Source organism: Methylobacterium sp. SyP6R, assembly GCF_019216885.1.
In the GTDB taxonomy this organism is placed as follows: Bacteria; Pseudomonadota; Alphaproteobacteria; order Rhizobiales; family Beijerinckiaceae; genus Methylobacterium.
In genome coordinates, this window is record NZ_JAAQRC020000001.1 from 5,064,954 (window position 1) to 5,085,229 (window position 20,276).

Here is a 20,276-nt window from a genome sequence, read left to right on the forward strand (position 1 = left end):
GGGCCTGCCGCCACTCTGCCCTTGCACCCCGCCCCTTGACCTCCCGCCGCCCCAAGCCCCACACCGCGCGCCGAGAGGCGCCCATGTCCGACATCCTGGTCATCGACAACTACGATTCCTTCACCTGGAACCTCGTCCACCTGATCGGGCCGCTCGCCGGCGCGATCGAGGTGGTGCGCAACGATGCGATCACCGTCGAGGAGATCCGCCGGCGCGCGCCCGACGCCCTGGTGCTGTCGCCCGGCCCCTGCACGCCGAGCGAGGCCGGTATCTGCCTCGACGTGGTGCGGAGCTTGAGCGACGAGATCCCGATGCTCGGCGTCTGCCTCGGCCTCCAGGCGATCGGCCAGGCCTTCGGCGGCGATGTGGTGCGGGCGCCGGCTCCGATGCACGGCAAGGTCTCGCAGGTGCGGCACCGGGCGACCGGGCTGTTTCGCGGCATCAACGGGCCGTTCTCGGCCACGCGCTACCACTCGCTGGTCGTCGAGCGGGCGACCTGCCCGGCGAACCTCGTCGTGACCGCGGAGGCCGACGGGCTGATCATGGCCCTGGAGCATGCGGAGCGGCCGGTGCACGGGGTGCAGTTCCACCCCGAGAGCATCCTGTCGCAGCACGGCGAGACCATGGTGCGCAATTTCCTCGCCCTCGCCGCGGCGTGGAATATGAAGGCCCGGGGTGACAAGCGCGGCCGAGATGTGCATTGACGGGACCGGCCCGACACAGGCGCTGAGATCAGGCACGTACTCGTCATGGACTCGTTCAAGCCCTACCTGGCGAAGGTCGCCACGGGCGCCGCGCTGACGCGCGAGGAGGCGCGCCGCGCCTTCGATCACCTGCTCTCCGGCGAGGTGACGCACGCCCAGGCCGGCGCCTTCCTGATGGCCCTGCACGTCCGCGGCGAGGCTCTGGACGAGATCACCGGCGCCGCGGGCGCCTTGCGCGAGCGCATGACCCGCGTCGCGGCGCCCGAGGGCGCGATCGACATCGTCGGCACCGGCGGGGATCATTCGGGCAGCTACAACGTCTCGACGCTCGCGGCGATCGTCACCGCCGCCTGCGGCGTGCCGGTGGCCAAGCACGGCAACCGCGCCGCCTCGTCCCGCTCGGGCGCCGCCGACGTGCTCTCGGCGCTGGGCGTCGGCATCGGCCTCACCCCCGATCACCTCGCCCGCTGCCTCGCAGAGGCAGGCCTGTGCTTCATGTTCGCCCAGTCGCACCACGCCTCGATGCGCCACGTCGCGCCGGTGCGGGTCGAGATCGGCACCCGGACCCTGTTCAACGTGCTCGGGCCGCTCTGCAACCCGGCCGGGGTGTCGGCGCAGCTGCTCGGCGTCTACGCGGCTTCCCTCGCCGAGCCGATGACCCGGGTGCTGGGCGAACTCGGCAGCCGCCGGGTCTGGACCGTGCACGGCTCGGACGGGCTCGACGAGATCACCACCACCGGCCCCACCGCCGTAGTCGCCCTGGAAGACGGCGCGATCCGCCGCTTCACCCTCGATCCGCGGGAGCTGGGCCTGCGCCTGGCACAACCGGAGGAGTTGCGCGGCGGCGACCCGGCGCACAATGCGGGGGCCCTGCGCGAGGTCCTCGACGGCGCCCGCACACCCTACCGCGACATCGGAATCCTCAATGCCGCAGCGGCCCTGATGGTGGCCGGGCGCGTTGACAGCCTGCAGGACGGCGTGACCCGCGCCGCCCAGGCGATCGATACCGGCGCGGCCAGGGCGGTCCTGGAGCGCCTGGCGGTCGTCTCGAACGCGTAATTCGACGGCGTCTCCCTGAACTCGATATCCCCGACACGCTCCCGAGGGGAGGACACGGCCTTGTCCGACACCGATACGACGTCTTCCGACGGCGAGGCCCGGCCGCGCCCGGCCGACGTGCTCGCCCATATCGAGGCCTACAAACGGCGCGAGATCGCCTCGGCGAAGCTGCGCGTGCCGCTGGCCGAATTGGAGAAACGCGCCGCGAAGGCCGACCCGCCCCGGGGCTTCGCCGACGCGATCGCCGCCCACGTGGCGCAGGATCGCTTCGCGCTGATCGCCGAGATCAAGAAGGCCTCGCCCTCCCGCGGCCTGATCCGCGAGGATTTCGATCCGCCGGTCCTCGCCCGCGCCTACGAGGCGGGCGGCGCCACCTGCCTGTCGGTGCTCACCGACGAGCCCTCGTTCAAGGGCAAGCCCGAATACCTGACGGCGGCCCGCGCCGCCTGCTCGCTCCCGGTCCTGCGCAAGGACTTCCTGTTCGAGCCCTACCAGGTGGTCGAGGCCCGGGCCTGGGGCGCCGACTGCATCCTCGTCATCATGGCGAGCCTCGACGACGACGAGGCGTCGGCCCTGGTCGAGACCGCCCACGATCTCGGCATGGACGTGCTGGTCGAGGTGCATGACGAGGCGGAGCTGGCCCGCGCGCTGCCCCTCGGCACCCGGCTCATCGGCGTCAACAACCGCGACCTGCGGACCTTCAAGGTCTCCCTCGACAACGCCGTGCGCCTGAGCCCGCTGGTGCCCCAGGACCGGATCCTGGTCGGCGAGAGCGGCATCGGCAGCCACGGCGACGCGCAGATCCTGGCGCGTGCCGGCATCCGCACGCTGCTCGTCGGCGAGAGCCTGATGCGGCAGGACGACGTGACGGCGGCGACGAAGCAGTTGCTGTTCGGCGATCAGGCCTGAGTCGCGACGGGGGCGGTCAGGAACCCGATCAGGGCTTCGCCGACCGCCGCCGGCTCCTCGTGCTGGAGCCAGTGGGTGGCCTGCGGAAAGTAGCGTAAAGTGCCCTGCTCGCAGAGGCGCAGGCTCTCGGCGGCAAGCCCGCGTTCGAGCGCCGTGTCGCGCTCGCCCCACAGCACCAGGACCGGCGGCCGGATCGGTCCCGGCGCCGGCCCCCGCCTCAGGCGCAGGGCCCGGTACCAGTTCAGCATCGCCGTGATGGCGCCAGGCCGGCGCCAGGCGGCGGCGTAGAGGTCGAGATCGTGGGGCGAGAAGGCGCCGGGCCGGCTCGAATTCGTCAGGGCCCGGCGGAGAGCCGCGCAATCGCCGACGCGCAGCAGCGCCTCGGGCAGGCCGGGGAGCTGGAACAGCCCGACATAGACGCTCCGCAGCGCCTGAGTCGGGTGCCGGCGGGCATAGGCGCCGAACACGTCCGGATGCGGCGCGTTGAGGATCGCCAGCCGCTCCAGGCGATCGGGATGGCGCGCGGCCACCCACCAGGCGACGAGGCCGCCCCAATCGTGCCCGACGAGGCGGAAGCGATCATGCCCGAGGGCGTCGGCGAGGCCGGTCACGTCGTCGGCGAGACGGTCGAGATGGTAGGCCGCGATCCCCTCCGGCCGGCTCGACAGGCCGTAGCCGCGCTGATCCGGCGCCACCACCCGCAAGCCCGCTGCCGCGAGCGGGCCGATCTGGTGCCGCCAGCCCCACCAGGTCTCGGGGAAGCCGTGGAGCAGCACGGTGAGGGGCCCGTCCTCCGGGCCGGCCTCGGCGACGGACAGGGTCAGGCCGCGGACCGGGATGCGACGTGTCGTGGGATCGATCGGCGTCATCGCGGCGGCCTCCTCGGTGACTTGAGCCTCGATGACTCAAGCCTCGGTGACTTGCCTCGGTGACTTGGACAGCGAGAGCGGAACGCGGCACCGAGGTCGGGTTCGGTAGACTGACGCTGAGCGAGGCGTTGCGCCGCAGCATCACCTGCGACGTGGATACCACAAAACGCGGATAGACCCTTGCCAGCCGAGCGGGCAGGGCTTAGCTTTTAATGGCAACGCGGCGATGGCGTCGCGGCGTTGCTGCCCTCTTTGGGCGTTTCCTCCCTAGACTTGGGCCACACCTCGCGTGTGGCCTTTTTTCTTAGGTGCGAGGACGTCTGTCAACGGTCAAGCTGAGTGGGATTCACCGTGTTTTGCGCGAGCCCGCAGGGCCTTGCGCCGGGACCGACAAGGTCCGGACAATCCCGGACCGGCCGCGTTCACCATCCATCAAGCAAAGGTGCGGATGCGCACGGCGCAAGACGCCCTTACGTCCTAAACGTCGCCCTGTCACGCGGCGAAGGAGGCTCGGCGATGATCAGGGAAAGACTCGACGACATCCGGTTCCTCGTGACCCTCGCGGTGGTGGCGATGGTCGGCAGCCTGCTCGCGGGCCTGTTCACCTGAGACGGGCAGGCCCGATTTTTTGCCGATCCGATTTTTTGAAAAACTTCTTTTCGGCGGTGGCATCGGGGCGGTTCACGCCGTGCCGGCCACCAGGGCCGCGACGGCAGCGCGGTCCGGCAGGGCCTCGAACACGCCCTTGCGGCAGACCACGCAGGCACCGCAGGCGGCAGCCATGCGCAGGCTCTCGGGGAGCGGGCGGCCCTCGGCGAGACCGACCGCGAGCCCCGCCGTGAAGGCGTCGCCGGCCCCGAGCGTGTCGAGTGCCGTCACGGAGAAGGCCGGCTGGGCCAGGACGGGATGGCCGATCCGGAAGGCGAGCGCGCCACCGGCCCCGAGGGTGATCACGACGAGGTCCGGCCCGCGGGCGAGGAGCGCCTCCGCGAGGCCGCCCCAGGCCTCCGGGCCCCCCTCGCCCGCCCCGCTCCCGCCATCGGGCACGGGCATCCCGAGGGCCGCGCCGAAGGCCGCCGCCTCGACGGCGTTGACGACCAGGATCGCGGCCTGCGCCAGAATCTCCGGCAACGGCACCCGGAACGGCGACGGGTTGAGCAGGGTGCGCACGCCCGCCGCGCGGGCGATCCGGAAGGTCTCCGCCACCGCATCGTCACCGACCTCGAACTGCGCCAGGACGAGGGCGCTCCCGGCGATCCGCTCCGCCGCCGCCCGCACCTCCGCGGCCCCAAGCCGGGCATTGGCGCCCGGATGCACCGCGAGGCAGTTCTCGCCCGAGGCGTCGATGAAGCCGATGCCGGCCCCCGTCGGGCCGGCGAAACGGTGCAGCATCGCGGCGGGCAGGCCGGCACGGGCGAGGGCCGGCGCGGCGAGGGCCGCGAGCGGGTCGTCGCCGATCGCCAGGAGGCCGTCGACCGTGGCGCCGAGACGCCGTGCGCCGACCGCGAGGTTGAGGCCCTTGCCGCCCGGCTCGACCAGGAAAGCCTGTGCCCTCAGCGATTCGCCCGCTCGCGGCAGACGGTCAACCGTGGCAGAACAGGCCACCACGAAGCTCCCGAGGACGAAGAGAGCCGGATCGGCCACCATGTCGACTCTCTCCCCGACGCTGATTTCGGCGCTCATGCCCCCTCCCCATCCCGTCGCCCGCGCCGTGCCGGCGCGCGGCCGTCGCATCGGCTGAGCCGCCGATGCCCGAGCCCTCGTCCGGGCCCGGCCCGGGCCCCCCTGCCCTGACGAGCCTGGTGCGGCTGCGCCACGATACCGCGAAGCCGCTCTATCAGCAGCTGGAAGAGCAGCTGCGCGGGCTGATCGAGGACGGCACGGTGGCGGGCGGCACGACGCTGCCGGCCGAGCGGCCCTTCGCGGAGGCGTTGGGCGTGAGCCGCACCACGGTGCAGCGCTGCTACGATTCCTTACGCCGGCAGCACTACCTCACCGCCCATGGCCGGCACGGCTTCATCGTCGCGGCCGGGCGCACCCGGCTCAGCCCGGGCATGGACCGGCTCAAGGGCTTCACCGAGGAGATGCGGGAACTCGGCCGCGTGCCCTCGACGCGGATCGTCGATCGCCGCGTGGTCCAGGACCGCTCGATCGCCTCGCTGTTCGGCCTGCCCTCGACCGCCCCGTTCCTGAAGCTGGTCCGCATCCGCTGCGGCGACGGCATGCCGCTGTCGCGGGAGGTGGCGTGGTACGACCTCACGGCGGTGCCGGCGCTGGCCGAGGGCGATCTCGACGGCTCGGTCTACGCATTCCTGGGCGCGCACGGGGCGGCCCTGGTGCGCTGCCGCCAGACCATCGAGGCGGCGATGCCGGACGAGACGGAATGCGCGGTGTTCGGTTTCACGCAAGCCCTGCCCTGCCTGCTGATCAAGCGCCACTCCTATGCCCGGGACGACCGGATGATCGAGTATGTCGAGGGCCTGTTTCGCGGCGACGCCTACGCCTACCGGCTCGACCTGAGGGCGTGAGCCCGAACCGCCGCCACCTCGGCACCGTAGGCCACCGGCAACTGCACCGCCGCCACCAGGGCGACCAGTTGGCTCTGCTGCCGGGTCCCGGTCTTGAGGAAGATGCGGGCGACGTGGGTGCGCGCCGTGGTGACGCTGATGCCGAGTTCCGCGGCGATCTCGGCGAGGCAGCCGCCATGGGCCAGGCCTGCGCCGACCTGCGCCTCGGCCCGGGTGAGGCCGAACAGGGTACGCAGCTGCACCTCGATCTTCCCTTGAGCCCGCAGGAGCCGGGCCACCACCACCGCCCGCCCCGGCGCCGCTTCGTCGTCCAGAGGCGAGACGCAGACCGAGACGCCCGGCTCGTCCGGGCCGCCGCCCTCGAGCTGCAGGAAGCCGACCGCCTCCCCGGGCCGCCCGTCGCAGGCCGCCTGGATCAGGGCCTGGAGCCGCGAGCGGCCCTCCGCCTGGCGTGCTCCGAGGTGCCTGACGACGTGATGCGCGGTTCCGTGATGCTTGGTGCCGTGACAGCCGCCTGTCGCGTGCTGGCCCGACAGGGCTCCGTCGGGCCGGTCGAGGAGGTCCGTCGCCTCCCGGTTGGCGTGGAGGATGTGCCCCTGCCGGTCGACCACCAGCACCGCGAGGGCGAGGGCGTCGAGGGCGGCGGCCGCCGCCGGCTGCCAGGCGGTCATGCCGGCGGTCACGGTGCGGTGGTCCCGGTCACGCGGCTGCGGCGCCGCCCGTCCTCCACCCCACACCCACTGCACGCGTGCATCGTCGCCCCCCGGCAAGCCGTCGCGAACGAGCGGGTCTCGACCCGTTCGGGTCCATATAAGTACCAAAACCTCTGCGGCACAAGACTGTTCATCGCAGCCGCGGCGCAGTGATTAAATCAGACATGATTGGTCTGATTGCGGTCAGATGCTTGCATCCGGCATCAATCGGAGCCCTGTGGTCGGGATTGGTATCATCCTTTCGGATGAGACGCGGGCCACCGAATGATCGACCGCTTCGTCTCGGTGCCGGCGCCATGGTCGAGGCCGCCGTGCTGGCGATCCTCACCGTCGGCTCGGCAATCGATCGCGGCATCTTCGGAGACGATCACCTGCAATCCAGGCAGTACGATTTCATTTCACGCCAGATAACAAATTGCCTGATCCGTGAATTTTTACAGCAATTGCTCGTTTCTGGAGTGCGTTCGCCTCATGAATACGGGATCGACCCCGCATCGTCTCCCCTGATCCGGGCAGCCAGGAATCCGGTATGTCGCGGAGCGTGTTCGACGCCCACGCCACATCCGCTGCACCGGCCGATCGAACCGGCTCCCGAGACGGGCCACCCGCCGTCCGGTCGACGCCGTCAGGCGGGCGCGCTCGCCAGGCGCGGCGTCGCTCCCGCCCGGCGCGGGCGGCGCCAGATCAAGCGGCCGAGGGCCGTGCCGGCGCGGCGGCAGAACAGGGCGGCGGCGAGAAACCAGGCGAGGCCGAGCCAGAGGCCCTGCAGGATCGCCAGCAGGGCCGAGCCCAGCACCAGGGCACCGCGGCCGAGCAGCGCCAGGACTGCGCGGGTGCGCCCGCCCAGGCCCTCGGACAGGCGGGCGACGCGGCGCAGGTCGTCGGCATTCTCCGCCACGGCGAGGGCCTGGAGGGTGCCGCGGGCGCCGAGCCGCGCCTGGATCCGGGCCGATTGCTCCCCGACGCTGCGGATCTCGCGGAACGCGCCCGGCTTGAGAACCCCCTTCGCCCCCTGGCGCAGGGCAGCGATGTCGAGCCGGCCGGCGGCCGCGGTGGCAAGGCCCAAAGCCTCCCGGTCGATCGCGGCGCCGGCGCTGCGGGTGAGATGCGCGGCCAGCGGCCGGGACAGCTTGCCGGTGCGGGCGGCGAGCTTCAGGGTCGTGGTGCCGGCATGGACCGGCACGCTCGAGCCGAGGGACACGATGGTGGCGCCGGTCAGCGCCAGCCCGGCGGTGGCAAGCCCGAGGAGCAGCGGGTCGTAGGCCTCGCCGCGGGCGAGCCGCCCGCCCTCGCGCCACACATCGCGCAGATCGCCGTAGCCGACGAGGTCGCCCGCCACGGCGCCGGCGAGCCCGGCCATGCCGGCCCCCTCCCCGCTGACGAAACCGGTCGCCGCGTCGGTCAGCGCCCGGCGCGGCGCGGTCTCGGCGAGCGCCGCCACGGCCGCCCGCCGCTCGGGCGAGACCGCCACGCCCCGCTCCTCGGCCAAGGCCAGGAAGCTGTGCGCCAGGTCGTCGTCGCCCGCCGCCACGGCCGCGTCGAGGCCGGCACCGATCCGCTCCGGATCGGCGACCGAAGCCAGGCGCAGGGTCGCCAGCGCCGCCGGGTCGTCGGCGGCCTCGCGCAGGCGCCAGGCCTGCGCGCATTCCGGCAGCAGGACGGGCGCGGAGACCGCGACGCCAGCGCCGGCGAGCAGCATCAGCGCCCCGGCCGCGCGCCGGCGCCAGCGCGAATCCGGCACGGCGATCCGCACCGCCTAGCCCGGCTCGACCTGCGGGGCATGGCCGCCGAGTTCGTCGACCAGCACCCGGGTGTTCTCGGAGTAGTCGATCGGCACAGCCACGAGGTGCACGCCGCCCGCCGCGAAGGCGGCCTCCAGGGTCGGCGCCAGCGCCTCGGCGGAGGTCACGCGATGGCCCTTGGCGCCGTAGGATTCGGCGTAGACGACGAAATCCGGGTTGCTGAAGGTCATGCCGTAATCGGGGAACTTGTCGACCGCCTGCTTCCAGCGGATCATGCCGTAGGCGCTATCGTCGAGCACCAGCACCACGAGGTCGAGCTTGAGGCGCACCGCCGTCTCGAGCTCCTGGCTGTTCATCATGAACCCGCCGTCGCCGCAGACCGCCAGGACCCGGCGCTCCGGATGGACGAGCTTGGCCATCATCGCCGAGGGCAGGCCCGCCCCCATCGTGGCGAGCGCGTTGTCGAGGAGCAGCGTGTTGGCGACGTGGGTGCGGTAGTTGCGGGCAAACCAGATCTTGTACATGCCGTTGTCGAGGCAGACGATGCCGTCCTCCGGCATCACCGCCCGGACATCATGGACGAGGCGCTGCGGCGTCACCGGGAAGCGGTCCTCCTCGGCCCGGTCGTTGATGCGGGCGAGGATGTGCTGGCGCATCTCCAGGAGGGCGGGCTCCGGATCGAGCCGTCCGCCGAGCCGGTCGGCCAGCGCCGTGACGGTGGTGCCGATATCGCCCACCACCTCGGCATCCGGATGGAAGACCTGCTCGACGCTGGCCGAGACGTAGCCGACATGGATCACCCGCGGGCCGCCCGCGACCCGGCCCATCAGGAAGGGCGGCTTCTCGACGGTGTCGTGGCCGATCGAGATGATGAGGTCGGCGCTGTCGATCGCCTCGTGGACGTAGTCGCGCTCCGACAGGGCCGCGGTGCCCACGTAGAGGTTCGAGCCGCCGGTCACCGCGCCCTTGCCCATCTGGGTGTTGAAGAACGGAATCCGGGTGCGGCGCACGAAGTCGGAGAGCGGCTCGACCAGGCGCGGGCGGTTGCCGGCGGCGCCGATCATGATCAGCGGGCGGCGGGCCTGGAGGATCATCGCGGCGGCGCGCTCGATCGCCGCGGGGTTGGCCACCGGCCGGTCGATCGGGTGCGACGGCACCAGGGCGACGTCGGCCTCTTCCGCCGCGATGTCCTCCGGCAGTTCGAGGTGGACCGGGCCCGGCCGCTCCTCGGTGGCGACCCGGAAGGCGTCGCGCACGATGGTGGGGATCGAGGCGGCCGACACGATCTGGCGCGTCATCTTGGTGAGCGGGCGCATCGCCGCGATCACGTCGACGATCTGGAACCGGGCCTGGCGGGCGCTCATGATCGGCTTCTGGCCGGTGAGCATCAGCATCGGCATCGCGCCGAGATGGGCGTAGGCCGCCCCCGTGGTGAAGTTGAGGGCGCCGGGGCCCAGCGTCGAGATGCACACGCCGGGCCGTCCGGTGAGGCGCCCATGGGTCGCCGCCATGAAGGCCGCCGCCTGCTCGTGGCGGGTCAGCACCAGCTCGATCTTCGACTGTCGCAGCGATTCGACGACGTCGAGATTCTCCTCGCCCGGGATGCCGAAGATCCGGTCCACGCCCTCGTTCTCGAGGGCGGCGACGAGCAGATCGGAACCTTTGGTCATCGGGCGCTCCTCCGGGCGTGTCCGTCTCTTGAGTTAAGACCCCGGATGACTCGGCGCAACGGATCGGACGCCGCCGGGTCGGTCCGGGATCGGATCGCGGCATCCGGAAGCACAGGAGCGGGGGAATGCGGCCAACGGCCCCATCATCCCGTACCCTCGGCAAGTCCGGTGCACGGACTGCCCCGATCGTCATCGCTGCGCCGGGACGAGATCGTCGTACTCTCCCGCCGTGACATCCGCAGCGTCTCGGCAGAAAGGCGCCACTCCAAATGAATAATATTATAAATTTTGTATATCGATAATTTACATTCGCAAATTTCAATTATAGATACACGTCAATATTTTAAATACTCCAGCCATGTATCAAGCGGCAACGATCGGTACCGAAGGGCCATCACGCTGTAGCGTCGCGTAAAAATCCTCCTCTTCCGTGCCATTTTATCGATCGCCGGAGACGTGGTGGCCTATCGTCAGAGAAACGATCCAGACAAAATAAGACAAAACTCGTGCGACGCCGGGGCCTCCCGGCATAACTTCGTCCTTCTGCGTCAGATTTGCCGTCTCACCGTGAGGAACCGGGCGCGAGATGCTGTGTTGCCGTGCCGCACTGCAACGGCCCGATCCGAGCCGCCGCAATGGCCCTGTCCTTCGAGCAACGGACGATTTGATGTCACCTCAATTCTGGCTCTGGCTCGGCTTCGCCGGCATGAGCGTCGGCGCTGCCCTCATCCTGTTCATCGGCAAGAGCCGCACGCCGGCCGAGGAAACGGACACCATCATCCACGGCCTCGTGCCGATCATCGCCGCCTGCTCGTATCTCGCGATGGCGACCGGGCAGGGCAGCATCGTCCTGCCGGCCGGGCCGGATGCCGGCACCGCTACCCGGGCGTTCTACTTCGCCCGCTACATCGACTGGTCGTTCACCACGCCGCTGCTGCTGCTCGGCCTGGCGAACACCGCGATGCACAGCGGCATGCGCCGCCGGGCGGTCGTCGGAGGGATGATCGGCTCCGACCTGATCATGATCGTCACCGCGCTGGTCTTCGGCCTGAGTCAGGTGGCGTGGCTGAAATGGACCTGGTTCGCGATCTCCTGCGGCGCCTTCCTGGCGGTATATTACGGCATCTTCGTGCAGCTGCGCCAAGAGAACGCCCGCGAGCGGGACGATACCCGCGCCGACTTCCTGCGCAACGCCGTGTTCCTGTCGGTGATCTGGCTCGCCTATCCGGTCGTGCTCCTGTTCGGCGACGACGGGCTCGGTCTGCTCGGCCCGGCGCTCGGCCTCGGCATCATCGCGGTGCTCGATCTCGTGGCGAAGGTCGTCTACGGCGTGATGGCGACGATGCAGACCGCCAAGCGGGTCGAGCGCGACCTCGCCGAGGGCAAGGCGGCACCGGTGCGCCCCCACCTCGCGGCGGCCGAGTAGGCGCCGATGATGCGCCGGCCTTCCCCGATCCCGGCGCTGGCCGGCGCGCCGATGCCGCAGATCCTGCGGCCCGGCCTCCTTCGGGGAGCGGCGTCCTGCCTGCTCCCCGCGGCCGCCCTGCTTCTCGCTGCGACCGCCCTGCTGCCGCGGCAGGCGGGCTGGCTCGCCGTCCTCGCCCTGGTGATCGGTCTCGGCGTGCCGCACGGCGCCCTCGACGGCGAGGTGGCGAGACCCTTCCTGCGCCCGCGCTTCGGCCGGGCCTGGTTCGCCGTCTTCGCCGCCCCCTATCTCGCGCTCACCGCGGCCGTCCTGATCGCGTGGAGGCTGGCCCCCGGGACCACCCTCGCGGGGTTCCTCGGCCTGTCGGTCCTGCATTTCGGCCGGGAGGATGCCGGGCCGGGTCGTCCGATCGAGGCCCTCGTCAGGGGCGGCCTGCCGGTCGCGCTACCGGCCCTGGCGAGCCCCGACGAGACCGCCCGCATCTTCGCGGTGGTGACCCACACCGCGATGCCGGTGCCGCCGACATGGTGGACGGCATCCGCCTGGGCCTGGCTCGGCCTCGCCCTCGCCTGGCTCATCGCGGGCCGGCCTGCCCCGCGCGTGCTCGCGGAGGTCGCCGCCTTGGGCCTCGCCTTCCTGGTCCTGCCGCCTCTCAGCGCCTTCGGGCTCTACTTCGTCTGCCTGCACGCGCCGCGGCACATGCGGGCGCTGGCCGACGACCCCGTCCGGGCGCCTGCGGTGGACGGAATGGGCCGGGCGGTCCTGCTGGCGCTGCCGGTCTTCGGGCTCACGCTGGTCGTCGGCCTTCTGCTGTGGCCGACCTATCCGCAGGGACACGGCGTCGAGCGGTTGCTCGCACTGACGCTCCAGCTCCTCGCCGCCCTGACCCTGCCGCACCTGCTGCTGGACCGGTGGGTCGAGTGGTCGGCGATGCGGGCCGATGCGCGGTCCCGTTCCCACCGCGGTGGGCGGTGAGCCACCGCCTCACTCCTGCTGGCGCGGGCGCCGCGGCGGGCGGGCCGCCATCGCCGCCGAGGCGAGGGCGTCGGCGGGGGCGGTCTTGCCGCGCACCGGGGCGCGAGCCTTCTCGGAGGCCGGGCGGGCCGGCGGCGCGGGCATCTCGGCGGGCTCCGGGGCCGCCGCGGGCGTCTCGTGGGCCGCCTTCTCCGGGACCGCCTTGGCGGCGGGCTTCGCCTTGGCAGGCTCCTTGGCCGCCCCCTTGGCCGGACCCTTCGCGGACTTGGGCTTCGCCGCCGGCGCCGCGACCGGGTCGAGGTCGGCGGCGAGCGCCATCAGGTGGCGGCGATGCGCCACCGCCGGTCCGTCCTTGAGGTCCGGGTGGTGCTTGTCGAGGCGGGTCACCAGGGCCTTGACCTCGGCATCCTTCAGCCCGTCGACGATCAGCGCCAGGGGCTGGGGGCCCAGCGCCTCGCGCACCGCCCGCAGGCCCGCCAGATCCAGGGTCTTGGCCTTCAGCTGCTTCGTCACCAGGGCGTGGGCGGCCTTGGTGACGTCGCTGCGGATCGCCGGGAAGGCCTCCGGCGCCTCCGCGATCGCGCACAGGACCGCGAGGCCGTCGATCTCAAGCGCCATCCAGGGCCTCCTTCAGCTCGGCCACCACTGGGGTGATCACCTCGCCGATCAGGTCGCGGCTGGCGTCACGATACTTGTTGGCGAAGGTCTGATACTCCAGGGTGAGCGCGTTCGCCAGGGCCGCCGATTGCGGCACGCGGGTCCTGAACAGTCGAAACCGCGCGCCTTCCGCAGCGGCACTCTCCTGGAGCGTGGCGTAGGTGGTCGCCTGCTGCTTGGTGTTCTGCCAGCGGGTGATCAGCACGTGCGGGGGTCGTTTGGGCGCCAGCATGCTCTCCGAGGCGCTGCCGACGCCCCAGATCGTCTCGTAGAACGCCTTGAGGCCGTAGGTGGACAGGAAGTCCGAGATGCAGGCGACCACCACGAGGTCGCTCGCCCGGATCGCCACCTCGGTCATCGGCGAGATGCCGGGGGCGCAGTCGAACAGCACGTAGTCGTACTGGTCGCGCAAGGGCGCGAAGTCTTCCTGGAACAGCTTCCACAGGTGGCCCTCGATGGCGTGCATCGAGTATTTGCGCTTGGTGAGCGCGTAGATGATCTCGCGCTCGACGATGCGCAAGGAGGGGCCGGAGGCCAGCAGCGAGATCGGCAGCGGCTCGCCGAGATGCGTGGTGCTCGAGACGTAGTCGCGGATGAAGTCCGGCAGGGCGGCCTTGTCGCGGTCGACGATGCGCAGGCCCAGGTAATAGTCGAGGGTGCGGCCCCCGGTGATCATCTCGGCCAGGATCCCGTCGCCGGCAAAGCACACCGAGGCGCTGGCCTGGGGGTCGAGGTCGATCACCAGCACCGAGGCGCCGCCGGCGGCCAGCGCATCGGCCAGCATCACCACGCTGGTGGTCTTGCCGACGCCGCCCTTCATGTTGGCGACAGCAACGAGCTTGCCGGAAACGGGCTTGCCGGTCATGTGCGGATTCCCGGCCGCTCGGCGGGGGCGCGGGTCCGCAGCGTCGTCGCGGCGGGCGGGCGGAACGGGGCCATCGGGGCTCTCTTCACGGCGGGTCCCCTTTCCACCACCGGGGCTTGCGGCAAGTCAAGGCCGGTTGCAGGGCGCTCCCTGCTTCAGCCGCCGCAGCGGGTATAGGTGGCCGAGCCGCGCTCGCTCGCCCAGGTCAGGCGGCTGCCCGCCACGGTCAGGCGCACCCGCGAGGTCCAGTGGCGGCCGGCGCTGCTGCACGAGGCGGTCATGGTCCAGCTCCGCCCCTCGCGCCGCGTGTTCCGGAACCGGCACACAGTCTTGCCGGCCCGGGCGCTGCCCGGCCGGATCACCGCCGGCAGCAGGCCGTGGCGGGCGGAGCGTCGGCTGGAGCAGGCAGCAAGGCCCGGTCCCCACACGCCCGCATAGGCCGGTGGCACGTCCTCGTCGGCGTCCCCCATCGCCTCGACCGCGCGGGGAGCCTCCTTGACGGGCCGCTCGCGCTCCGCCCGGCCCTCCTCGCGCGGCTCGGGCTTCGGCCGCGGCGTGGCGGTCCGGACGGGCGGGGCCGGCGTCCTGTCCTCCGGATCGTCCTCGGGCGCGAGGTCGCGGGGGGCGAGGTCGTGGGCGGGGGCGGGCTTGACCGGGCCGAAGCCGGACTCGTCCGGGCCCGCATCCCGCAGCGGCGCCGCGCCATCGCGGGCGCCGACCCGGCCCGGCGGCTCGCGCCAGGTGCTCGCCGGCTGGCCCGCCTCCGGCGGCACCGCATCCGGCGGCGGACGGCGGCGATAGATGGGAATCGTCGAGCGGTAAGGCTTCGACAGGACCGGCGGGTCGGCGGGGATCTCGAGGTCCGACTGCGCGACGGCCCGGCCCGGCCCGGCCATGCTGGCCGCGCCGGCCAGCACGAACAGGCCGGCCGCGAAAAGGCCCGCGCGGTGAAACGCCCTCATGATGCCCCCAAGGGTCCCCCGACGGATGCCGGCGGTCAAGTCTTAGAGCGCGCGCGAACCTCATGGACATGGGCTTCGGGACCGAGCGCGCAGCGAAATCGTCGGTGTCGCCCGGCGGACACTGTCCCGAGGGGCAAACTTGCCTAGAGCGCTTCACGATCGCGCTGCCATCGCGAAGCTCTCTAGGTCTTTGATTTTGCGGCATTTTCTGCGACGGACCGGCATCCGCTCCGTCGGAAAATGCTCTAGCGGCCGAAGATGCCCTTCAGGAACTGCGCCGTGCGGTTGCGCTTGCGCTTGCGCTCCAGCTCGGCCGCGTCCTTCACCCAGGCGACCTGCACCACCCGGCGCTCGCCCTCGAACGGCCGGTGGCCGTGCCAGGAATTGTCGGCGCGCAGGAAGGCGAACATCGTTCCCATGGTCGGCGGCACCTCGACCGCGTAGGGCTCGAACCGCTCGCCGTCGTAGAGCACCCGCAGGCGCCCGGCCTCCGGCGCGTCCCACTCGTCGTTCATGTAGACGAGCAGCGTCATCACCTTCGAGGGGCCGTCGGTGTGGATCGCGCCGTATTTCGGCTGCGAGCGGCGCATGATCGTGGTGAGCCGCGGGCAGGAGACGAGGTCGATGCCGAACTTCTCGCTCAGCACCCGCGAGAAGGCGTCGCTCTCCAGTTCCTCGATCAGGTCCTTGAAGCGGCCGGCGAGCTGCACCTCGTCCACCGTGAGGTAGCCGGGCTTGGCGATGGCCGGGAAGTCGCGCTTCAGCTCAGGCACCGCGTCCGGGCGCAGGACCTGCCGGCCGAGGAAGTACTGGTAGGGGTCGTGCGCCACGGGGGCGGCGCGCACGGCGTCGACATCGAGGATCGAGAGGGACGACATGGGAGCAATCGCACTCGTCAGGCTGGAGCATTCTCCGGCGAAGCGAATACCGGTTCGTCGGAGAAGACGCTGCAAGATCGAAGACCCGGAGCCGCCCCCGATCGCAACGCGATCGCGCGCGGCTCCAGGCGTGGGGCACGCGGAACACCGGCGGACCATCGGGGCGGATTGCGGCAGCGGCGGGGCACCGCGGCCCTTGGCTACGCGCCCCAGGTCTGGCCCCGTGCGTTCACGTCTCGGCGAGCGCGCGGGGGCGCGCACCGATGTTCGACGCCTTGCCGCGAGGGGACCGGGCTTGACGCGTGAACGGGGTTTAACTTGCAACGGCAACGGCGCCATGGTCCTGCCACGGGGCTGACCCATGGCGGGTCGGACGGCCGCGGGCTTCGGATGCCCTCGCGAGAGTCCCGCCGCGATGACGGCGACCGGGAGCGTCGCGAGAGGCACGCGAGGCCAGGCGCTCCCGACCGCCACCGAATCACCGGCCCGCCGCCTTGAGAGGCGGGCCCGCATGAGGCCCGCCCGCCGGGCGGCCCGGAGACCGCGATGCACGGCTTGAAGCAGGCCCTCCTGCAGATCTGGCGCCTGGCCTATCCCTACTACACGACCCGCGAGGTCACGACGGTGCGGCTGTGGCCGCTGCCGGCGGTGAAGATGCAGGAACGCTGGGTCGCGCTGACCATGGCGGCCCTGGTGATCGGCATCGAGTTCGCTCAGGTCGCGATCAACGTCCGCCTGTCGTACTTCAACCGCGACTGGTTCAACGCCATCCAGAGCAAGGATGCGGCGGCGTTCTGGTCGCTCCTGTTCTCGGTGTTCTGCCTCTGGGCCGCGGTCTACGTGGCGAGCGCCATCATCCAGTACGTGATCCAGTCGTTCCTGCGCATCCGCTGGCGGGCCTGGATGACGCGGCACTACGTCGACCGCTGGCTCGGCAACGACACCCATTACCGCATGGGCTTCTCCGGTGCCCAGGCCGACAACCCCGACCAGCGCATCGCCGACGACATCGACCAGTTCACCCAGACGACGCAGTCGCTGACCATCAGCTTCCTGTCGGCGGTCTCGAACCTGATCTCGTTCTCGGTGATCCTGTGGAACATCTCGGCCGCCTTCACGGTGCCGGGGACCGACTGGCACGTGCCGGGCTTCCTGGTCTGGGGCGCGCTGATCTATTCGGCGCTCGTCACCTGGATCACCCACCGCATCGGCAAGGCGCTGGTCGGGCTCAACTTCGAGCAGCAGCGCCGCGAGGCGGATTTCCGCTTCTCGCTCGCCCGCCTGCGCGAATACGGCGAGCAGGTGGCGCTCCTCGGCGGCTCCCGGGCCGAGAAGGTCTCGCTCGGTGACCGCTTCTCCGCCCTGATCCAGAATTTCTATGCCATCGTCGACCGCCGCAAGAAGCTCGCCGCCTTCACGGTCAGCTACCAGCAGGTCAACGTGGTGATCCCCTACATCCTGGTGGCGCCGTACTACTTTGCCGGCCAGATCCCGCTCGGGGTGATGACGCAGACCGCCGGCGCGTTCTCGCGGGTCGAGAGCACGATGTCGTTCTTCATCACGTTCTACGTGACTTTGGCCGACTACAAGGCGCAGGTCGATCGGCTCACCACCTTCGACGCGGCGATGAACCGGGCCGACGCGATGGCGGCGGGCAGCGCGCTGGCGGTCGGGCCGGCGAGCGGGGCGGGCCTCCACCTCAAGGGCCTCGCCCTCGACCTGCCGGACGGGCGGCGCATCGCCGAGGCGCCCGCCCTCTCGTTCCGGCCGGGCGAGACGACGCTGCTCACCGGCCCCTCGGGCTCGGGCAAGTCGACGCTGTTTCGCGCCATCGCGGGCATCTGGCCCTTCGGCGAGGGCTCGGTCACGACGCCGGAGGGCGCGCGCCTGATGCTGCTGCCGCAGCGGCCCTACCTGCCGATGGGGACCTTGCGCGCCGCCGCCACCTATCCGGAGCCCGCCGGGCGCCACGACGACGCGGCGGTCCGGGCGGCCCTCGAGGCGGCGCGGCTGCCGCATCTGGCGGATCACCTCGACGAGGAGGCGCCCTGGGCGCAGGCCCTGTCGCTCGGCGAGCAGCAGCGCCTCGCCGTCGCCCGGGCGCTGCTCGCCAGGCCCGACTGGCTCTTCCTCGACGAGGCCACCGCCGCCCTCGACGAGCCGACCGAGGCCGCGCTCTACCGCATGCTGCGCACGGAGCTTCCGGACACCACCATCGTGTCGATCGGCCACCGCTCGACGCTGACCGCCTTCCACGACCGGCGGATCGACATGACCCGCCGCGAGGACGGCCGCTTCGTGCCGACCGACCTCGCCGCGGCGGTGCCAGCAGAGTAGTCGGAGCGAGGAGCCGGAGACGGGGCGACGAAGCGCCTTGACGCGCCGCGTCGCCCCGCCTAGAAGCCGGCTCACAGGGCGCGTAGCTCAGCGGGAGAGCATTCGCTTCACACGCGAAGGGTCACAGGTTCAATCCCTGTCGCGCCCACCACCCTTTTCGAGAGTTGATGGCTTCGAGCCTGGCGTTCCGCCGCCACGCGATTTGCCATCGAGACAGGTTCGGTCCGCGATGCGGCTCTTACGCCGCATTACCCCCGCATGGGACCGTTCGTCGGGCGCGTAGCTCAGCGGGAGAGCATTCGCTTCACACGCGAAGGGTCACAGGTTCAATCCCTGTCGCGCCCACCACTTCTTTCTCCAGATTTTCGATCCGCTAGGGTTTCGTCCGGCGATCTTGCTCACGTGACACGACAGCAGCCTGAAGCCTGCAGGCGATGGGGCTCTCCCACCCTCAACCTCATCCTGAGGTGTCAGTCGATCGAAGATCGACTGACCTCGAAGGAGGGCTCCAGAAGCCTCTGCGATCCCTGGAGCCCTCCTTCGAGGCCCACTGCGTGGGCACCTCAGGATGAGGTCGCGGGTGGGAAAGACCAAAGCCTCACGTGAACGGTCCTGTCGTGTACCGTGGCCATCGCTGCCCCCTCAGGGTCACCCTGGGGTCCCGCCTGCGGCAGGACCCCGGATGACGATGGAGCGTGTCAGGCCACGCCCGGATCCAGCCGCCGCACCGCCTCGTACAGCGCCTCGAAATGCTGGATCACCACGTCCGGCTCCAGCTCCTCCACCGGCACGTCGGTATATCCGAACGGCACCGCCACCACCGGGATGCCGGCAGCCTTGGCGGTGGCGACGTCGGTGCGCGAATCGCCCACCATCACGGCCCGGGCCGGATCGCCGCCGGCCCGCACGATCGTCTCGGTGAGGTGGCGCGGATCGGGCTTGAAGTAGGGAAATGTATCGCGGCCGCAGATCGCCGCGAAGCGTCCATGGATCCCGAGCAGCTCCAGGAGCCGGACCGAGTGGTCCTCCGGCTTGTTGGTGCAGACCGCGAGCCGGTAGCCCGCCGCCTCCAGCCGGTCGAGGGAGTCCACGACGCCGGGAAAGAGATGCGACACCTCGCAGAGATGCTGGCCGTAATGGGCCAGGAACACCCGGAAGAGTTCGTCGAGCCGGGTCGGGGTCAGTTCGCGTCCGCCCGCCGCGAAGCCGCGCTGGATCAGCGCCCGCGCCCCCGCCCCGATCAGCTCCCGCGCCTGCGAGACCGCCACGGACGGCAATCCCTCCCGCTCCAGGATCATGTTGAGCGTGCCGATCAGGTCGCCCGCGGTCTCCGCGAGGGTGCCGTCGAGGTCGAACACGACGATCGGCGGCAGGGCGTCGGGGCTGGTGGTCGGCATGGTCTCTCGCTGGCTCAAGGCGTCGGGACGCCTCCCATACAGGCGGGCGAAGCGGGGCGGAACCCGTGGGCGAGGCAAGCCCGGGACAAGCGGGGCCGAGCTATAACAGCCCGAAACGGACGAGTCGGCCGCCGCGCAGGCATGGGCCGTCGTCGCGATGCGTGCGAGGAGCGGCCGCCATGCTGGGGATTGCGGGTTATCGGATCAGGGCCGCCGGAATCGCGGCCGGGCTGCTCGCCGCGGGCGCGGCGCATGCCGCCTCCTACGAGTTCGTGCCGGCCCCGCAGGCCGACCTCAACCGGGTCTACCGGGTCGACAAGGCGACCGGCGAGGTCATCTCCTGCCAGTACGGGTTGCAGGAGAACACGATCGGCACCACCCTGTGCTTCGGCCCCGGCGAGGGCGCCGGCCCCCAGGCCCCGTCCGATTACAGCCTGGTCGCCTCGCGTCACCTGCGCGAGGCCGGCGTCTTCCGGGTCAACCAGCGCACCGGCGCGATGAGCATCTGCTACGTCCTCGACGATGCCGTGGTCTGCACCCCCCAGGGCAATGCCGGCAGCGCGGCACCGGCGGCCAAGCCTTGAA

At 71.1% G+C, this 20,276-nt stretch carries 18 protein-coding genes and 2 tRNA genes; 10 read left to right on the forward strand and 10 right to left on the reverse strand.

Translation table 11 applies throughout. The features are described from left to right. Positions 1 to 83 precede the first annotated feature (83 nt). From HBB12_RS23275 to trpC, 3 genes are read left to right on the forward strand one after another with little or no spacing between them, the layout of a single operon-like run. A complete protein-coding gene (locus HBB12_RS23275; RefSeq protein WP_236991532.1) occupies positions 84 to 704 on the forward strand; it encodes an anthranilate synthase component II in 621 nt (206 codons plus the stop codon). A gap of 45 nt (positions 705 to 749) precedes the next feature. Continuing rightward, positions 750 to 1,763, forward strand: a complete 1,014-nt coding sequence (gene trpD / locus HBB12_RS23280; RefSeq protein WP_236991533.1) for an anthranilate phosphoribosyltransferase — start codon at positions 750 to 752, stop codon at positions 1,761 to 1,763. Between the two features lie 60 nt (positions 1,764 to 1,823). Then, positions 1,824 to 2,672 carry an indole-3-glycerol phosphate synthase TrpC gene (gene trpC / locus HBB12_RS23285; protein WP_236991534.1) on the forward strand — a complete coding sequence of 283 codons (849 nt, stop codon included), beginning with the start codon at positions 1,824 to 1,826 and terminating at the stop codon, positions 2,670 to 2,672. Here trpC and HBB12_RS23290 read toward each other — a convergent pair. Beyond that, positions 2,663 to 3,541: an alpha/beta fold hydrolase gene (locus HBB12_RS23290; RefSeq protein WP_236991535.1), complete on the reverse strand. Its 879-nt coding sequence runs from the start codon at positions 3,539 to 3,541 to the stop codon at positions 2,663 to 2,665. The two genes, trpC and HBB12_RS23290, sit on opposite strands and share 10 nt — an antisense overlap. A 681-nt stretch (positions 3,542 to 4,222) precedes the next feature. Then, complete coding sequence (locus HBB12_RS23295; protein ID WP_236991536.1) at positions 4,223 to 5,224, reverse strand: PfkB family carbohydrate kinase; 1,002 nt, start codon at positions 5,222 to 5,224, stop codon at positions 4,223 to 4,225. 65 nt (positions 5,225 to 5,289) lie between these two features. Here HBB12_RS23295 and HBB12_RS23300 point away from each other — a divergent pair, with 65 nt between their 5' ends. Continuing rightward, positions 5,290 to 6,069: a GntR family transcriptional regulator gene (locus HBB12_RS23300; protein WP_236991537.1), complete on the forward strand. Its 780-nt coding sequence runs from the start codon at positions 5,290 to 5,292 to the stop codon at positions 6,067 to 6,069. Here the strand turns inward: HBB12_RS23300 and HBB12_RS23305 are convergent. From HBB12_RS23305 to HBB12_RS23315, 3 genes are all read right to left on the reverse strand, one after another. Next, on the reverse strand, positions 6,045 to 6,815 hold the full coding sequence (locus HBB12_RS23305) for a helix-turn-helix transcriptional regulator (protein ID WP_236991538.1): 771 nt from the start codon (positions 6,813 to 6,815) through the stop codon (positions 6,045 to 6,047). The two genes, HBB12_RS23300 and HBB12_RS23305, sit on opposite strands and share 25 nt — an antisense overlap. A 592-nt stretch (positions 6,816 to 7,407) precedes the next feature. Next, complete coding sequence (locus HBB12_RS23310) at positions 7,408 to 8,535, reverse strand: hypothetical protein (RefSeq protein WP_236991539.1); 1,128 nt, start codon at positions 8,533 to 8,535, stop codon at positions 7,408 to 7,410. Between the two features lie 3 nt (positions 8,536 to 8,538). Further along, a complete protein-coding gene (locus HBB12_RS23315) occupies positions 8,539 to 10,194 on the reverse strand; it encodes an acetolactate synthase large subunit (protein ID WP_236991540.1) in 1,656 nt (551 codons plus the stop codon). Positions 10,195 to 10,861: 667 nt separating this feature from the next. Between HBB12_RS23315 and HBB12_RS23320 the strand changes: the two genes are divergently transcribed. Both HBB12_RS23320 and HBB12_RS23325 read left to right on the forward strand, forming a co-directional pair. Continuing rightward, positions 10,862 to 11,620: a bacteriorhodopsin gene (locus tag HBB12_RS23320; protein ID WP_236991541.1), complete on the forward strand. Its 759-nt coding sequence runs from the start codon at positions 10,862 to 10,864 to the stop codon at positions 11,618 to 11,620. A gap of 6 nt (positions 11,621 to 11,626) precedes the next feature. Continuing rightward, positions 11,627 to 12,595 carry a Brp/Blh family beta-carotene 15,15'-dioxygenase gene (locus tag HBB12_RS23325; RefSeq protein ID WP_236991542.1) on the forward strand — a complete coding sequence of 323 codons (969 nt, stop codon included), beginning with the start codon at positions 11,627 to 11,629 and terminating at the stop codon, positions 12,593 to 12,595. 9 nt (positions 12,596 to 12,604) lie between these two features. Here HBB12_RS23325 and HBB12_RS23330 read toward each other — a convergent pair whose 3' ends face one another. From HBB12_RS23330 to HBB12_RS23345, 4 genes are all read right to left on the reverse strand, one after another. Next, complete coding sequence (locus HBB12_RS23330) at positions 12,605 to 13,213, reverse strand: hypothetical protein (protein ID WP_236991543.1); 609 nt, start codon at positions 13,211 to 13,213, stop codon at positions 12,605 to 12,607. Continuing rightward, the gene (locus HBB12_RS23335) at positions 13,203 to 14,117 is read right to left on the reverse strand and encodes a ParA family protein (RefSeq protein WP_236991544.1); all 915 of its coding nucleotides are present in this window, start codon (positions 14,115 to 14,117) and stop codon (positions 13,203 to 13,205) included. The genes HBB12_RS23330 and HBB12_RS23335 overlap by 11 nt, the downstream gene beginning before the upstream one ends. A gap of 155 nt (positions 14,118 to 14,272) precedes the next feature. Then, on the reverse strand, positions 14,273 to 15,079 hold the full coding sequence (locus tag HBB12_RS23340) for a hypothetical protein (RefSeq protein ID WP_236991545.1): 807 nt from the start codon (positions 15,077 to 15,079) through the stop codon (positions 14,273 to 14,275). A gap of 245 nt (positions 15,080 to 15,324) precedes the next feature. Further along, complete coding sequence (locus HBB12_RS23345) at positions 15,325 to 15,957, reverse strand: 2OG-Fe(II) oxygenase (RefSeq protein WP_236991546.1); 633 nt, start codon at positions 15,955 to 15,957, stop codon at positions 15,325 to 15,327. Between the two features lie 546 nt (positions 15,958 to 16,503). On the opposite strand from HBB12_RS23345, the gene HBB12_RS23350 reads away from it, so the two are divergent. The 3 genes from HBB12_RS23350 to HBB12_RS23360 all read left to right on the forward strand — a co-directional run bounded on the left by HBB12_RS23350 (position 16,504) and on the right by HBB12_RS23360 (position 18,642). Continuing rightward, a complete protein-coding gene (locus HBB12_RS23350) occupies positions 16,504 to 18,294 on the forward strand; it encodes an ABC transporter ATP-binding protein/permease (protein WP_236991547.1) in 1,791 nt (596 codons plus the stop codon). A gap of 76 nt (positions 18,295 to 18,370) precedes the next feature. Beyond that, a tRNA-Val gene (locus HBB12_RS23355) sits at positions 18,371 to 18,445 on the forward strand. 122 nt (positions 18,446 to 18,567) lie between these two features. After that, positions 18,568 to 18,642: transfer RNA gene (locus HBB12_RS23360), tRNA-Val, on the forward strand. A 350-nt stretch (positions 18,643 to 18,992) separates the two neighbouring features. Here HBB12_RS23360 and gph read toward each other — a convergent pair. Continuing rightward, positions 18,993 to 19,691 carry a phosphoglycolate phosphatase gene (gene gph, locus HBB12_RS23365; protein WP_236991548.1) on the reverse strand — a complete coding sequence of 233 codons (699 nt, stop codon included), beginning with the start codon at positions 19,689 to 19,691 and terminating at the stop codon, positions 18,993 to 18,995. Between the two features lie 179 nt (positions 19,692 to 19,870). Between gph and HBB12_RS23370 the strand changes: the two genes are divergently transcribed. After that, complete coding sequence (locus HBB12_RS23370) at positions 19,871 to 20,275, forward strand: hypothetical protein (protein ID WP_236991549.1); 405 nt, start codon at positions 19,871 to 19,873, stop codon at positions 20,273 to 20,275. The last annotated feature ends 1 nt before the right edge of the window (position 20,276 follow it).